Genomic DNA, 16,497 nt, shown 5'->3' with positions numbered 1-16,497 from the left:
TCAGGCTACAGTTACCAGTGGACAACGAGCACTTCATCTCAGTATGATTCAATGGACTCGAATCGGACGAGAGATTCTCTCGCGCGTATTCTCGGTCGCAGTCGTGATGTGGGGCGTGTCGTTGGTCACGTACGGGCTGATCTATCTGTCACCTGGAAGCCCCGCATACATGGTTCTTAAACGACAACTCCAGCGGGAACCAACATCTGAGGAGATAGCGGCGTTCCGCGCTGAGAAGGGACTGGACGGGTCATTCTTGGAACAGTACATCTCGTGGATCACGAGCGCGGTTCAAGGGGACTTAGGAGTCTCATATAGCAACTCGGAGCCCGTTTTGGCCGTGCTCATTGAATACGTCCCTGATACACTCGTGCTGGCTGTCTCCGCGATGACGGTCGCACTCGTCGTAGCGCTACCCCTGGGTGTTCTTGGAGCGGTTCACCGCGATACCTGGATCGACTACGCCTCACAGGCCGTCTCAACCATCGGCGTTGCGATACCGAACTTCTGCGTCGGGTACGCTCTCATTCTTGTTTTCTCGATCTGGTTGCGTATGACACCCGTTTCCGGCTCGGGGAGCCTCAACCATCTCGTGCTACCTGCGCTCACCCTCAGTACCGGTATCGTCGCGGTCGTGGCACAAGTCGTTCGAACGTCCGTAGTCGAGACGCTCGACGAAGAGTACGTGGACGCCATACGCTCCAAAGGGGTTCGTGAGCGGATCGTGATTTACAAACACGTTCTTCGGAACGCGCTTATTCCGGTCATCACGATTATCGGCCTCCAGCTCGGGTTTGTGCTGAACGGAGCCGTCGTGGTAGAGGTAGTCTTCCAACGTCCCGGTCTCGGGGCGCTCCTCGTCGACGCGGTCTTCGCGCGAAACTACCCCGTGATTCAGGGAGTAGTTCTCCTAACAGCGCTCGTTTTCGTGTTAGTCAATCAGTTGGTCGACCTGGCGTACGAGTTGCTGGATCCGCGTATGAGGGGGACGGGGCTATGAACAGCCTCTGCTCCCATATCTTGGAATTGGCCCTTCGAAAGCCTGTGGCTGCCGTTGAACGACTGCTCGGTGTTCAGCGGACGAAGGTACTCCTTTCGCATCGAAAGGTTCGATTCGGCGGCGGAATCATCGGCGTGCTCGTAGTCGCGGCGATTCTCGGCCCAGTCGTGTCGCCGTACGATCCGACAGCACAGGTGTTGAACGAGCGCCTCTCACCACCGTCGCTAATGCATCCGCTGGGGACAGACACGCTTGGACGCGACATCGCGACGCGACTCGTCTACGGCGCTCGTATCTCGCTTTCCCTCGCGGTCGCGGTCACGGCAGTGCGAGTCGGCATCGGAACGACCGTCGGGGTGCTCGCGGGGTACGTTGGCGGTTCCGTCGACACGGTTCTCTCACGGGTCGTCGACATCCAACTCGCGTTCCCCGGACTCGTACTGGCACTCGCAGTTGCTGGTATCCTCTCTCCGGGCCTGTGGAGCCTCCTGCTCGCAGTGTCGGTTGTCGGCTGGGCCTCCTACGCTCGCGTCGCACGCAGTTCGACACTTTCGGTGAAACAGCAGCCCTTCGTGCAGGCCGCAAAGCTCTACGGCACTCCCCGTCGGCGTATCGTTCGCCGACATCTCTTTCCAACCGTTGTGAACCCCATCATCGTGCTCGCCGCGCTCGATCTCGGCATGGTCGTTATCACGACGGCCACCCTCTCGTTTCTTGGGCTGGGTGCACAGCCACCGACGGCGGAGTGGGGGACGATGGTCGAGGCGGGCCGAGACCACTTACGCGCTGCCTGGTGGCTCGTCGCCACTCCCGCCATCGTCATCGCGGCGACTGTTATCGGGTTCAATCTACTTGGTGACGGGCTACAAGATGTGCTCGACTCGGGCCACCAGGCCGTCGGAGAACGGAGGGAAACGTGAACAAAACGCTGACCGTCGAAGACCTGCACGTCGAGTTCAACACCCACAATGGAACCATCTCGGCGGTAGACGGCGTATCGTTCGAGGTCACTCCTGGTGAGGTCGTGGGACTCGTCGGCGAGAGCGGTTGCGGCAAGACCGTCACGGCTCGGTCACTCGTCCGTCTCGAAGATCAAGGCACAATCACTCACGGAAAGATATACTTCGACGGCACCGACCTCACACAGGCCGAAGACCACGTCCTCGAACGAATCAGAAGCACGGAACTAGCATCCGTGTTCCAAGACCCTTCCGCAGCACTTGACCCCGCGTACACGGTTGGAGAGCAGGTCGCCGAAGCGTTACGCACACGTCGAACATCGAGTCCCCAGTCAGTTCTCAGGGAACTTGTGGCCGATATGAGATTGCTTTCGGGGGCGAGCAAATCCGAAACAGCTGTGCTCGAATTCATGGCCGAAGCCGGCATCGAACAGCCCGAGAAGTGGGTCAACTCGTATCCACACGAACTCAGCGGGGGACAGTGTCAGCGTGTGTTGGTCGCGGCCGCCATCGCGCGTCGCCCATCGCTGTTAATCGCCGACGAACCCACGACGGCGCTGGACACGACGACGGAAGCAGCGCTACTCGATCGGCTGGATCGCCTCACCGAGAGCCGCGAGATGAGTATGTTGTTCATCACCCATGATTTCGGTGTCGTCGCGGAAGTCTGCGACCGTATCGCAGTAATGTACGATGGGAAGATAGTCGAGCGGGGAGCGGTCGACGACCTCCTCTCGAACCCGAAACATCCCTACACCAAGTCACTCCTGCACTCCATCCCGCAGCGTTCCAAACCGGGAACAACGCTGCCGAGCATCGCTGAAGACCGACAGGAACACCTCGAACGTCCGCCAGGATGTGCGTTCGCTAACCGTTGTCCGAAATCTACTGACCACTGCCGCGAAACTGCACAACCGAGCGTCTCGGTGTCCGAAAGTCACACCGTTCGATGTAGTGTTCCTGACGCCCGTGCAGCGAGTGCTCGGCAGTTAGCCGGCGTGAGCGCGCAACCGACGAGGACCGACGTCCGAACCGGGGACGCGAACGGACATACCCGGAGGTGGAATGGAGGGGGACATCGGAGCGATACGGAGGGAGGGGACACACGTGACGACCCCGTAGTCGAGGTCAGCCGTGTGACGAAGTCATTTCGTCACACGGAGTCGTTCGTGGAGCGGTTCGTAGGGACCGCAAAGTCGACGACGGCCGTCGAGAACGTCTCCTTGTCGCTGCGTTCCGGACAGACTATGGGTCTCGTCGGCGAGAGTGGGTCTGGAAAGTCCACACTCATCGAACTGATAGCGGGTCTCGAAACACCGACAACCGGCACGGTCCAGTTGAACGGCGAACTCGTCGGAGATATCGATTCGCGAACAACAGTCCAGCGAGGAGAAATCGGCGTCGTCTTCCAGAACCATCGACAGAGTATCAACCCACGCCAGTCCATCTCGGAAGCCATCGCCGAACCGCTCGTCGAACACGGGTGGAATCGCGAGCGGTGCCAGTCGCGGGTGGAAACGCTGCTTTCGGAGGTCGGCCTGCCAATATCGTACGCGGATCGCTCTCCGCGACAGCTTTCGGGCGGACAACTCCAACGTATCGCGATCGCACGCGCACTCGCACTGCGACCGTCGGTCGTACTGCTGGACGAACCCACGGCCTCGCTGGATGCGTCCACGCAAGCGGCCGTGCTCAACCTACTCGGGTCACTTCTATCGGAGCACGGATTGGCGTACATAATCGTCACACACGACCTCGCGGTCGTTCGACACGTCTCCGACCATATCGCCGTCATGCAGGAGGGCCAGTTCGCTGAGACGGGACCCGTTGAGGAAGTGCTCTCGAATCCGACCCACTCACACACACGAACGCTCCTCAATGCCATCCCCGGAGAGAAAACGGAGGCGACGGCGTCACTTGTACGGAATTCATGAATACCGATACTCCACCAAACAGTAAGATAAACAACCATTCGATCAATCGACGGACTGCGCTCAAGACGGCACTCGCGGCAGGCAGTGTCGCCATCACTGGCTGTCTCTCAGGTAGCGACGGAGGTGGGACCGAGTTCCGAGTCGCAGCACCGTGGGAGGCGACGATAGACCCGCTCGACGGTGGGCTACAGACCCGTCGACTCGGGATCACCGAGGCGCTCGTCGGCGTCGATTACGAGGCCAACCCCGCGCCAGAACTCGCGACTGAGTGGACCAGCCACGATAGCGGTCAGAGGTGGCGCTTCTCCCTGCGAGAAGACGTGACGTTCCACGACGGAGAACCGTTCGACGCCGCGGCAGCGGTGAAGTCACTGCGTCGTACGGTCGACTCACCCGTGTTCACCGGCATCCCTGTCGACACCGTCGAAGCGTCAGGAAGCCATTCAATTGAAGTTACGACGACCGCACCCTTCGCCCCACTCCCGGCGCACCTGGCCCGATCCCAGGCCGCGATTCTCAGCCCCGGCGCATACGACGACGGGACGGTTACGGCACCTATCGGGACCGGGCCTTTGAAAGTAGACTCTTGGGAAAGCAACACCCAGATACGAACCGTCAGAAACGACGAGTATTACGGGACGGTCCCGGCTGTTGAATCGGTCCGATACGAGACGATCACCGACGACCAGACGCGCCGACTCAGTCTGGAAAGTGGAGAGATCGAAATGGCACGCATCCTTCCGGTCGACAAAGTCGACGCACTACGCTCGACCGACGACATCGACGTACACACCTATCAACTGTCGCGCTGTCGGTTTCTAGTGTTCGACACTCAATCACCTCCGTTCGACGATGCTCGCGTCCGCCGAGCGCTCAATTACGCCGTGGACAAGCAAGTGCTCATCGACTCTGTTCTCGGCGGTGTCGGTACGCCCGCAGTCGGCCCGTTTCCCGAGTCGGTTACAGAGTGGCACAACTCAGCACTGGAGGAATACGTACATAACCCCGACCGAGCCCGGTCCCTGTTGGCCGAGGCTGGCTGGGTGAGCGAGGGGAACGATGGCGTGCGCTCCCGTGAAGGCGATGAACTGTCCATCGAGATTATGACGTATCGAGCGCGCCCCCGTCTCGCGGTGATAGCCGAAGTGTTACAGAGTCAGCTCGGTAATGTCGGTATCGACGTCGACATCTCCGTGTTCGAGTACCCCACGATGACAGAGCGGGCCGAACAGAACGGGTTCGACTGCTACCTGATGGCCATGTCGACGCTGCTGTATCCGGATCCTGACCGGCTCAGTAACCTCTACCACTCCGAAGAATCGATACTCAAACACGGCTACGATAACCCCGAGGTGGACACATTGCTTGAGGAGGCACGAACGACGTTCGACCGAGCCACGCGGAAACGAAAGTACGACCGGGTACAATCAGTCACCCACAGAGACGTGCCTGTCAGTTTCCTCACATACTATACGAACGTCGTCGCGCTGCAATCGAACACCGACGGATATCGACCGCATCCCACCGAAGTGGACTACGGCATCGAATCCATCACTGTCGGGGATAACTAACTATCGAACACTGGAGTCGTTCGAACTCGTATGACTGACCTACAACAGAAAACCGGATCACAGCCAATGACGAAATCAAATCAAAACGGATGTCGAAAAGCTCGTAGAACAATATTGGAACGATCGTGCCGATTCCTTCGACTCGGATAGCCAGCATGGAATCCACAGTGACGGACAACGCGACGCGTGGTTAGCCGTACTTGAGAAGTGGGCCGGAGAGCAGCCACATAAGATATTGGACGCTGGATGTGGAACTGGCGTTATTTCGCTCCTGCTCGCGCAGTTGGGCCACGAGGTAACCGGAATCGACCTATCATCTGAAATGCTCGACCGTGCTCGAGAGAAAGCGAAGCGACAGAGTGAACCCATCGATTTCTACAAAGGAAACGTTGAGGACCTCTCATTCGCCGACGATACGTATGATGGGGTTACAGCTCGACATCTCATCTGGACCCTCCCGAACCCCGAGAAGGCCCTCCGAGAGTGGTCTAGAGTCGTACGACCGGACGGGCACCTCGTTCTCTTGGAGGGCCATTGGGACTTCGACGAACCGTGGGACGAGTACCGAGAGATTCACGAAGACCTCCCGCTATATCAGGGGCCGAACTCGATGAACTAGCCGGCTTTCTCGAGGAACAAGGACTTGGGCAAGTGAGGTACGAGTTGTTGTCTGACCCGGTTCTATGGGGAGAAGAGATAGACTATAAAACATACGTCGTTCGAGGAATAGTCTCCAGATGAGCACACATGACTAAGATTCGAGTAACGAGGACGACTGAGGTCACGCCACCATCCGCCTTCGGTTAAGGCCGCAAGCACCGAACCTCCAGATTCCAAAAGCATCCCTGATAGTTCAAAAGGCGAATTTGGGCTCAACAACAGCAGGTTTGTGGTTACGACTTACTACAGAATATTACTGGCAGTGTCAACCGAACGCGGATAGTCACGCCACTTAGCAGAGGTGCTAATCTGATTGAGGACTGCTCTCTTAGTCAGAATATTAGTTACTGTGGTGCTGCTACTTTTGCACTGCCAACGGTTAAACAATCACTGAAACTAACCAAGGTTATGAGCCAAGATGTCGACCGGATGAGCGTCACACTTCCACCGAGTCTCCTCTCCGAACTGGACGAGGTGGTGGAAGCTGGCGAGTACAATAGTCGCTCTGGAGCGACCAGAGATGCCCTACGGGCGTTCGTCACGGAATTCAACCAGCAGATGGGTCTCTCCAGAAGCCTCAGTGGAACGGTAGTTGTACTTTACGAACATGACCACAACAGTGTGACGGACGAGATGACCGCGTTGCAACATGACTTCGCCGAGACTATCATTGCAGTACATCACGTCCATCTCAACGACCACCTCTGCCTGGAGTCGATCGCCGTTGACGGTGCAGGCGAGCGGATCGAGGAGTTACTCTCTCGGATACGGCCGCTGAAAGGCGTCCATCAGGTCAAACTAACCGTGGTCGAAGCAGATCGGTAGCAAGAATATCACCCGCTTGCGCGAACGTCTTGAAGACTACCGGGGAGACTCTATGTATTGAGACGGCCAGTCTCAACTTCTGTTGAGCGCCCCGGCAGATTTATTGCAGATTACGTATAATCTATAAACAGCGCTTTCACCCATGCCAAAGACCGCTCCACGGGAGGAAGACAACATCGTTCGTGACTTTCTCTCGATCGCCGATCTTCTCGAAGAGACCCAGCTCGCCCGCATCTACACGCATGTTTACAGTGAAGACGAGGTGACCGTCGGCGAACTCATCGACACTCTTGAGATTTCACAGGGGACTGCCTACACGTACGTGAACCAGCTCGTCGACGCTGGCGTTCTCACTTCGACGAGCGACACACCACCACAGCGGTACACAGCCGTCGACATTGAGCTCACATTGACCGCCGACGACAAGCGTGAGTACACGATCTCACCCGCTCTCATCGCCGCGGTCGCATGCCGGGCAAGTAACGAGACCATCGACTCGTATATCGACCGTCGCGGGATTCACGGTCTCGCGACCGCGCTCACCCACACTCTCGCTCGTGAGCAGGGCGAAACCACCCACCGCCTCGTGGCTGAGGACCTCGATATGTCGCCACTCGAAACCGAAATGATCCTCCAAGCCCTTCGGCCTGTCGTCCACGAACACTTCGCGTTCGAGGACTCCGGTGGGTCGCTCGCAGATGTGGTCGACGCCGAAAACCTCGACGAGTGAGCGTCCTCCACATTGCGGACACCGGGTTTCTCGTCGCGCTCGGAGCCCCCGATAATCAGCGCTACCGGCGGGTTCGGACGTTCGCTCAACGAAATGGAATCGTGTTCGCTGTTCCGCAGCGTGTCTACGAAGAATTGACCACGACCGACATCAGCGAGAGTACCGAAATCGAAGCAATTCCAGTTGATGCTGCCATCGATGATGGGTGGGTTCGCGTCGCTGAGCCACTGGATTACACGAACCCAGCCGTTTCGAAGACGATGGACGGCATTCAACGCTATATCGCGAATGCTGACGGTCGGCCAGCCGATGAGATCGAGCGTGCTGACCCGGCTCTCGGTGCGCTCGCGATACAGGCACTCAGCTCAGGCGATGTGAGCCACGCCTACATCTACACGACCGATATCGCTGCTGGTGAGGGAGCAGAAACCGTGCTCGCGAGTGAGGGCTATGGCGACGCAGTGACGTTCGTCAACGGCTTCAGATTCATCGACGATCTTCTTAGCAGGAGCAGATAACGAAATGTAGTAGTCAAAGACAGGAAATAACGGCTTCCAACGTAGAACGTTGTCATGGCAGAATCTCCTGATTCGAAGCAGGAATACCCGGATGAACTCTTAGACGCACACCAGATCGAGGATGGTCGGCTCTCTGTCCCATCAGATTTCGTGATTGAAGGATTAGAGGCGCTTATGTGTGAAATGGAGATATTCGAGGAGACGGGAGACGCCTACAATATGGCTCGCATGCAAGTATACGGGGAATATCTCGGAACAATGAGCCAAGAGGAGCTATATGAGGAGATGAAGAATCACCCGAACTCAACGGTTTCCTCGGCGGCAAAGCATCTCAATCCCGAGTATAAGCCCCGGACAGAATCGACGTTTGAATTCATTCAGTCTTTGACCCAGGAGACAGCACCAAACTTCTCGTCGTGAGGTAGCTCCCTCTGTGTCGTAGTTGTAGTAGCAAGTACGACATGATGGTAGAACGAAACACCAACCAGCAATCATTCAACTGCTGGCTTTCGGTTGAGGAGTACGAGCAGTTACGCCGCTCCACTGAATCCTATCGCGACGAGCTAGTGATCCGGTTCGGTGGCGAGGTTGGACTTCGATCGTTCGAGGTCCCCCAGATCACACCCGAGCACGTTCGGCACGAAGTGGTTGAGGGCGAGGACTACTATTTTCTCCGCGTTCCGCAGGGGAAGGACACCACAGGGTCGGGAGGAAAGCCGAGAGACGCCTACCTCCCGCGCGAGGTTGAGCGCGATCTACACCGCTATCAGCGGGCCGAGAACATCGCTCAGTCAGACCCCGTGATCGATGTAACCCCCAGGACCGTCCAGCGGGTCGTGAAGACCGCCGCGACGAGAGCGGCTGGTCGCATAGGCAACGACGATTTTCGGAAGGTGTCGTCTCACGACCCCGGCGGTATTTCGCTCATTCGTGCCTTGTTCGCGAGCGAATGAATCCCCGTGTCGTGATGGAGATCGGCGGGTGGGACAACTATCAGGCCCTAGAGCCCTATCTAAACAAACCGAGCACCGAAACGATCGTCGCCGAATTTGCTCACGCCAGCATGTTATGAGCACACCCTTGTTCAATTCTCTCGAAATATTATAATATGCGAAAGATTTGTGGAGGCTCTGACCGTGTTCGACAGAAGCTTATCGTGGATTCTAACTTCACAGACTAGACCTTAGTCTAGTCTGTGAAGTTAGATGAGTTCGCTTACTTGAACGACATAAAAATTGTCGGTGCAGCTCTTTTATTTGTGAGTGTCGATACTAGAACGAGTCAGGATCCCTCGACTGTCCGTCGATGGTAAGTCGGAGATCACCACCGCTGTAGTTGAAGTACTCAACCTCCCCGGAGAAGCGGTAGTTATCCTGGTCGTAGCTATCTACGGCAGCAGCAGCTTGACCGTCAGAGCCAACACTATCGTTGCTCTCGATATCGTTGTTCCCTTCGAGGTCACCACTCACACCGAACGAGTAGTTGATCTGGCCACTCTGGTGTCCGACGACAGTCATTCCTTTTGGAAGCGAGCTTCCACCGCCGCCACCACTGCTGCTGCCGCCGAGATTATCGGGGTTCTTTGACTGCCCGTTGACGGTGACGCGGAGATCGCCACCGCTGTAATTGAAGTACTCGAAGTCCCCGGAGAAGCGGTAGTTATCCTGGTCGTAGCTATCCACAGCAGCGGCAACTTGGCCGTCGGAGCCAACGCTATCGTTGCTCTCGATATCGCTATTTCCTTCGAGGTCACCACTCACACCGAATGAGTAGTTGATCTGGTCGCTCTGATGCCCGACAATTGTGACCCCATTAGGAAGGGAGCTCCCCCCACCACCGCCGCCACTACTGCTACCGCCGAGATTGTCTGGGTCCTTCGACTGTCCATCAACGGTAACTCGGAGATCACCACCGCTGTAGTTGAAGTACTCGAAGTCCCCGGAGAAGCGGTAGTTGTCCTGGTCGTAGCTATCCACAGCAGCGGCAACTTGGCCGTCGGAGCCAACGCTATCGTTGCTCTCGATCCCGTTGTTGCCTTCCACATCGCCGCTCACGCCGAACGAGTAATTGATCTGGTCGCTCTGGTGTCCGACGAGAGTAATTCCTCGTGGGAGCGAGCTTCCACCGCCGTCGTTCCCACCATCGTCGCCACCGCCGTCGTTCCCACCATCGTTGCCACCGCCGCTGCTCCCGCTGGCCGCTGCTTCAGGACTTTGCGGAACACTAGACGGTACCGAGACATCCGGATTGTTTCCTACGTTAGTTGTATCAACGTTGCCGGAAGTCAACCCACCACCATTTCCGCCGCTACTGAACGAGTCACTGTCTACATCATCACTGACGAACAGTTGACTATCGATAACTTCAGCGTGCCCATCCTCCTCCTCTGCATCCGATACGACTACACAATAGGAGGCGTCAGGGTGTTCGAGTTTGATATCACAATTTCTAACCTCGCACTTTCCTCCCTCCTTCACCCAGACGCCTCGTGAATTCACATCGCCCGGATTCCCGTACGCATATCCTACATCTCCATCAACGTGAACTACAGAATCATGAACATACGAATTATCAGCTATTCTGAAGTTTGAAAGATTGTTGTTTCGTGCGTAGCACTGTTCGATCTGAACAGCGCCGTCACCACCTTCCGCGTCAGGCGGGTCTCGACCAGGAGAGGCGCCATAAATACCGTTCTCCGGCCACCCCTCAATGTAGCAGTTTCGAATTACTGCTGTCCCAGCGTGATCCAAGTGAACTTTGATAGCAATTCCTCCTGGTTCAGAGGGTGCTCCGTCCCCGAGATACACGTTTTCGATAACGCCAGTACCACCCTCACGAACATCCACATTGATCGTATACGGGAGCTCGACCGTATTCTGTCCCTTCACTCCGATATTCCGAATCGTCCAGTTATCTCCATAGGTGCGGATCCTGAGAGTTGCGTTATCAGCGGTAACATCGTAGAGCTTGTTTTCAAGGACGTTTGGATTGTCACCACCAACCTGAACTAATTTATCATCACCTGCTCCAATTGGTACCTCGTCATAGTCAGCGGCAGCTGCTGTACCTGTCGCACCTAGTCCCGCGACTGCTGCTGCCCCTGTGAACTTAAGGTAATCCCGACGACTGAAGCGTTCAAAGATTTCTGTACTACTGGAACCTTCAGAGCCAGTTCCATCAGTTCGCGAGCGTGGGTTAGTATCGTTTGTCATCGGTCGACAGGACATGATCCCAATGCTTCATACATAAAACCAACCCTTGCAGAACTATATATTCCAATTTCTACGATGAAACTATGCAAAAATTATGTGCTTTGAACAATAGTGGGGTTATTAGAAGAAGTAGTGTGATTTCGGGTGCTTGAGAAACCTCCTATGACCAGTCTATCGAAACTGAATACGACTTCTTTCAACTCCGAAGATCGGGGGGGGGGGAGTTCTCTGAGCCGACTGGTTACAAACTGCTCACGCAACATAGTATAACATATGAGCCACTCTCTAAAATACCCTATCTTTGTGAAGTGTCATATTACCGTAGGATCTATCAACCCTGTGATATATTTAAGCGTGGCGAACTAGTCTTACCAAACATCTATTAGACAATTCGATTCGATGTTAGGTAAGAAACTCGCGAGCAGCGAGAATTCCGAGTTTCGTATCTCTCAAGCCAACTAATCACACTAACCAATACAATTAACGTCTTCTAACTATAATAGCCAGCTGAGCTTTCGACAGTTGACCTAAGGCAATGAATCTAATAAGTTGGTATTGGAGAGAATGAGTCAGATGTATCGCCACGGTCACATCGGGATCGCGCTGCTGACCTACGCACCGATCGCCTACGGGCTACTAAGACTCAATCATCCGGCGCTCGCGCTGCTTTGTGGTATCGGCGTGCTCGCTGTCGAGCCACTCCCCGACCGCGACCACCGAATCCCGTGGCTTTCGCATCGGGGCGTGAGTCACTCCGTGCTCGCGGTGTTCGCCGTCGGCGCGGTCATGGCGGGTATCGGGTGGGCTGTCGGTCGCTACGGCGTCGAGCCGCTGGTTCAGACCCTCCGAGGAACCCCGATCATCACCAGCACGCACACCGCTATCTATTTGGAAGAACTCGGCACCTACGGGCCTGAAACGCTCGCTGTCTTGGGCTTCTGTGTGGGTGCGTTCGGGATATTCGTGCATCTTCTCGGAGACGTGATCACCATCTACGGCATCCGTCCGCTCCTTCCGCTCTCTCGCTGGCGGCTCTCGCTCAGTAGCCTTCGAGCAGCGAACCGCGTCGCAAACACCGCATTCCTGATCGTCGGTGTGGTCGCGATCGGAGCCGTGATCTATACCGCTGCACCAGGGGTTTCGGTCACCGAGAACCCCACGAACGCGGTCGAAAACGCCACCGACGACCTCTCAGTGAGTCCGGTGGGGATCGCGAGCGCTCAGGAGAACAACAGCAGCGAGAATAGTAGCAATTCGGTCACAATGCCGAAGCAGACGACGAACGGAACCACCGTTACCATCACGAACGCGACCCTTTCGCGTGGCGGCTATATTGTGATCCACGGCGGAGCGTATCAGGACGCCGGAATTCTACAGGGCAGCGCGATCGCGATGTCTAGCTACCTCGATAACGGGAGTCACGAGAACGTCACCATCCCGATCAACCAGTCACCACCCGGAGGAGAGCTAAATCAGTCGGAATTGAATGGCACGGACGACCTGACAGCGGTACTCTGGCACGAGACGAACAATAACAGTCGGTTCCAGGGGATCACCTCCGGCGGGATGGCAGACACCCCGTACACAGTCGGAGAAAACGGCAGCCAGCAGTACGTTACCGACACGTCGCGCATCACGGTGAACGGGACGCGCGGCGACCCGAACAGGACTACGGAAACGGCTTCGGTCACGTTCAACGACCAGCAGACCAACGGATCGACGCTCACCGTCGAGAACGTCACCCTGCCGGATGGCGGGTGGGTCGTGGTCACCAATGAGTCGTATTCTGACGACCCGACCGGGAGCGCGGTCGGTATCTCTCGCTATCTGGAGCCGGGCAACCACGAAGATGTGAGAGTATCGCTGCTTTCGGGCGGAGTCCCCGAAAATCAGACGCTCACCGCCCGCCCGAGCCGCGACACCAACGATAATCAGGAGTACGACTATGTGCAGAGTGACGGCTTCCAAGATACGGGCTACACAGCTAACGCCTCGTCGGTGAACGATTCGGCGGAAATCGCCCTACAGAACGCCGCTGCTGGCCTTCCGACCATGAGTGAGGAGCAACAAAACGGCTCTAACGATTCCTTCTCGGTCATCAACCAATCCACGAACACGCCCGTAACGACCGACACAGGCGAGAACGCGTCTAATCAGTCCTCGGATAGCTCCGGCGGGTCGGGTGGTCTCGGCCTCTTGTGGCTCATCCCGATCGTGGTCGTGGTGCTCGTGCTGCTGTTGTATCTCTACATTCGCTCGCAAATGCCATGAGGGAGGTAAATCGTCGCGAATTTCTCGCCAAAGGCGGCGCGATCGGCGCGACGATCGGGGCCGCAGCGGTCGGACCCGAGACGGCTTCGCCGGTCACCGCAGCAAGCTCGAGTATTTCGAGCGACGACGGCGAGGAGTTCGAAACGTTCGGCCAACCGGGTTCGCCGTCGAGGGAAGCCTATCGTGCGCTCGCGGAGGCAGAACGCGCTCACCAACTCCGTATGCGCGAACGCCAGCAACAACAGGGCAACGCGACCGGAAACAGTAGCTCCGGCTCAGGACTCTCAGGCGGTGCGTCGCCGAACTTCTCGCGGACGGTGAACGCCGTCGAAGACCTGGGATGTGACCCGAACGGTGGATCACCGATAGACGACGCGCTTTCGAGCGTCAGCGACGGGACGCTGGTTGAGTTTCCCGCCGGGAACTACGCACTCGACGGCCAGCCCCAAATCACCGGGAGCACGGTCGGAATAGCTGGTGTAGGGTACGAGAACGCGAGCGGGCCGCCCGAACCAGGGAGCGGAGTCGCGACCATCACCGCGAACAGTGAAGCCAGCCGGATCAACCTCGACGCCGAATCCGGGTTGATCGCGAACTTCGTGCTCGATATGACGAGTTCGGGAACTGGAATCTCGATCGTCGTCGGGTCGTCGGGGTTCGCAACGGCCCGTGATATTCGGGTGGTCGGTGTTCAGGACAACACTGGTTCGCAAGCGAACGAGGAGACGAACCATCCGCTCTGTGCGTTGATGGCCGAGAGTGGTGCCACGGCCCGCGCCGAGCGGGTCGCGAGCAGCGGGAGCGGCGTGGGGGGTTCGAAGAACAAGGGCGGTGTCCCCGTCTTCTGGGTCGGGGATCGGAACGACGGCACCGCCCAACTCGTCGATTGTCAGGCTCAGGGAGCCGCCGATAACGGCCTCTATGGGTCGCGCACACCGGGCGACGTCCAGGTGGTCGGTGGGACCTTCGTGAACAACGCCGTCGATCAGCTCCGATATTGCGGCGAAGGGAGCTTCGCCGACGGCGTGACTATGGGAGTCGATATTGACAGCTATGACAAATCAGGCTTCAACGAGGAGATCGCGACGATGGCGCTCAAAGTCGAGCAACCATCGCATATCAGCAAGCCCGGTGGTGCAGTCCTTCGGAACGCGAAGATCACGGCGGTATCCGCAAACAAGATCGGAGCCGTGATCAACGTGAGAGGCCACGGCGGGGCGCTCAAACTGGATAACTGTGAGATAGAAAGCGGGCTCGATGTGCCGTTTGTCGACGCCGCCGAACCGGGGTCGAGCTACGATCCCGAGTCGCCACCCCCGCACAACATCACGATCACGAACTCGCTGTTCAAGGGGTCGGGCGGCGGCGAGATCGTGCGTGTGAGCGGTCGGCCTCAATCCACGGTCACGAACACCTGTTTCCAAGTCTCAGGGGCGTCAGAAAGCTCTCTGTCGGGCATCACGGTCGGCGAGGGTGTGGGCTTCGGCGAGCAGTGTCAGGCCGGACTCAGCAATCCGGGGAAAGTCGGGTCGGGGAATATCAGCGCTCTCGGGAACGTCTCGGTCAACGCGTCGGCGAACGGGTCTGCGGATGCTGTCGGCACACAGACCCCGCAGCGGAACGAGAACAACTGGATCGGGACGATAGCAGCCGGTGTAATGCAGATGATTGTGATAGTGCTACTGTTCCTTTCGGCGCTCGCAGTGCTGTTTCTCGCTGTTTTCAAGAAGCTACTTGACGAGTAGGGAACGGGGACTCTATCGTTCGCGAAAAAGCTTGTTCGACCGCCCGAATCGGGCTTTCAACCACTGTCCGAACAGCCACATCAGGAGGAGCCAACTAAGAACGGTGAACCACGCATCACCGCCTTCGGTACTCAGCCAGCCAGCACTAATCGCTGACCCGTAGATCATCGCGAACACGAAAGACACGACGAGAATCCCGATAGCGGCGGACAGATAGAATTTGAGCGTTTCGGAGACACCAGCGAGAAGCCCTGGCTTGAGGCCAAACGGGGCGCTTCTCCCTCCGCTGTTCCCTGATTTACGCGGCTCACGGTTACGAGGTTCGCGATCACGCGGCTCGCTTACTCCGCGCATTTCGCTCGCTTCGCGCGTTGGCGGGCCGGTATGCGGTTCCTGATCAGCCATAGCGATAAGTTACCACGCGTGTATTATAGTAGTTGGGTGTTACTAGAATTATGCAGTCTCACCCTAATTTCTATTTGTTTTTGTCTCGGCCGTAAATCATATCACGTTCTTCGTCAGTCAATTCTTCATGCAAGAACCGGCGGCCCAAATCACTCAGGTGGTAGTACCCGCCAGTGTCGTTCATTTTCTCGGTCAATCCGCCGTCGGTAAGCTCGCCCAATCGACCCCGAGCGGTGGATTTCGCGATCGACGTGTTTCGGGAGAGAACCATCGGGGGAACGGCCAAATCTTCGACCTCTCGGTGTCCATCAAGGAAATTGAGAATAATGAGGTCGGATCGTGTCATCCATTCGGGTAGGGGAAGCATTGGTACGGTATCGGTTTCGCTGGGTTTAGTTACCATAGATGCCTGGCGTATTAGTCTCATTTACACCAAATAAAAGTTTTGAAGCATACAAAAGCTATATATACTCTGTCTTTATGGACTTAGATACGGCACTCAGGGTAGTGCCACAAAGTAACCATGGCATCGAATGAGAGCGATACGACGAACGCTCGGGGTATCAAGCAGCAACTATACGGAGCAGCGAAAACCGGGATTGAAGCCCTCTGCTTCAGTGTATTCGTCTATTTGACGACCGGCGTTTCGCTCGCTCAGGAAGGCGGT

Annotated in this window: 14 protein-coding genes and 1 pseudogene; 12 read left to right on the top strand and 3 right to left on the bottom strand. The window is 56.9% G+C overall.

The features are described 5' to 3' along the window. The first annotated feature begins 43 nt into the window (after positions 1-43). From nikB to D3261_RS01985, 10 genes and pseudogenes are all read left to right on the top strand, one after another. Positions 44-1,000 carry a nickel ABC transporter permease gene (nikB, locus tag D3261_RS02030; RefSeq protein WP_199693879.1) on the top strand — a complete coding sequence of 319 codons (957 nt, stop codon included), beginning with the start codon at positions 44-46 and terminating at the stop codon, positions 998-1,000. Continuing rightward, complete coding sequence (gene nikC / locus D3261_RS02025) at positions 997-1,920, top strand: nickel transporter permease (protein ID WP_120068295.1); 924 nt, start codon at positions 997-999, stop codon at positions 1,918-1,920. The genes nikB and nikC overlap by 4 nt, the downstream gene beginning before the upstream one ends. Continuing rightward, the gene (locus D3261_RS02020) at positions 1,917-3,893 is read left to right on the top strand and encodes an ABC transporter ATP-binding protein (protein ID WP_120068292.1); all 1,977 of its coding nucleotides are present in this window, start codon (positions 1,917-1,919) and stop codon (positions 3,891-3,893) included. Before nikC ends, D3261_RS02020 begins: the two co-directional genes overlap by 4 nt. Continuing rightward, a complete protein-coding gene (locus D3261_RS02015; RefSeq protein ID WP_120068291.1) occupies positions 3,890-5,464 on the top strand; it encodes an ABC transporter substrate-binding protein in 1,575 nt (524 codons plus the stop codon). The genes D3261_RS02020 and D3261_RS02015 overlap by 4 nt, the downstream gene beginning before the upstream one ends. Before the next feature lie 79 nt (positions 5,465-5,543). Continuing rightward, entirely contained in the window at positions 5,544-6,083 is a 540-nt protein-coding gene (locus D3261_RS02010) for a methyltransferase domain-containing protein (protein ID WP_342764737.1), read from the top strand. Positions 6,084-6,532: 449 nt separating this feature from the next. Next, entirely contained in the window at positions 6,533-6,949 is a 417-nt protein-coding gene (locus D3261_RS02005; RefSeq protein WP_120068288.1) for a CopG family ribbon-helix-helix protein, read from the top strand. Positions 6,950-7,091: 142 nt separating this feature from the next. Continuing rightward, the gene (locus D3261_RS02000; RefSeq protein WP_120068285.1) at positions 7,092-7,679 is read left to right on the top strand and encodes a helix-turn-helix domain-containing protein; all 588 of its coding nucleotides are present in this window, start codon (positions 7,092-7,094) and stop codon (positions 7,677-7,679) included. Further along, positions 7,676-8,197 (top strand): hypothetical protein, encoded by a 522-nt coding sequence (locus tag D3261_RS01995; protein ID WP_120068282.1) that lies wholly within the window; start codon positions 7,676-7,678, stop codon positions 8,195-8,197. Before D3261_RS02000 ends, D3261_RS01995 begins: the two co-directional genes overlap by 4 nt. 54 nt (positions 8,198-8,251) lie before the next feature. Continuing rightward, positions 8,252-8,617: a hypothetical protein gene (locus D3261_RS01990; RefSeq protein ID WP_120068279.1), complete on the top strand. Its 366-nt coding sequence runs from the start codon at positions 8,252-8,254 to the stop codon at positions 8,615-8,617. A 41-nt stretch (positions 8,618-8,658) separates the two neighbouring features. Continuing rightward, positions 8,659-9,269: pseudogene (locus D3261_RS01985) on the top strand (tyrosine-type recombinase/integrase). Positions 9,270-9,468: 199 nt separating this feature from the next. On the opposite strand, the gene D3261_RS19515 reads toward D3261_RS01985, so the two are convergent. Then, complete coding sequence (locus D3261_RS19515) at positions 9,469-11,409, bottom strand: hypothetical protein (RefSeq protein WP_147464871.1); 1,941 nt, start codon at positions 11,407-11,409, stop codon at positions 9,469-9,471. Positions 11,410-11,973: 564 nt separating this feature from the next. On the opposite strand from D3261_RS19515, the gene D3261_RS01965 reads away from it, so the two are divergent. After that, a complete protein-coding gene (locus D3261_RS01965; RefSeq protein ID WP_147464870.1) occupies positions 11,974-13,680 on the top strand; it encodes a metal-dependent hydrolase in 1,707 nt (568 codons plus the stop codon). Further along, complete coding sequence (locus tag D3261_RS01960; protein WP_120068266.1) at positions 13,677-15,425, top strand: hypothetical protein; 1,749 nt, start codon at positions 13,677-13,679, stop codon at positions 15,423-15,425. The genes D3261_RS01965 and D3261_RS01960 overlap by 4 nt, the downstream gene beginning before the upstream one ends. 12 nt (positions 15,426-15,437) lie before the next feature. On the opposite strand, the gene D3261_RS19510 is transcribed toward D3261_RS01960, so the two are convergent. Together D3261_RS19510 and D3261_RS01955 are read right to left on the bottom strand one after the other, a co-directional pair. Continuing rightward, entirely contained in the window at positions 15,438-15,830 is a 393-nt protein-coding gene (locus D3261_RS19510; protein WP_147464869.1) for a hypothetical protein, read from the bottom strand. Between the two features lie 70 nt (positions 15,831-15,900). Continuing rightward, a complete protein-coding gene (locus tag D3261_RS01955) occupies positions 15,901-16,176 on the bottom strand; it encodes a hypothetical protein (RefSeq protein WP_199693878.1) in 276 nt (91 codons plus the stop codon). Positions 16,177-16,497 lie beyond the last annotated feature (321 nt).

The sequence above is a fragment of the Halococcus sp. IIIV-5B genome (genome assembly GCF_003602035.1).
GTDB lineage: Archaea > Halobacteriota > Halobacteria > Halobacteriales > Halococcaceae > Halococcus > Halococcus salsus.
This window is presented reverse-complemented; position numbering and strand designations above follow the sequence as displayed.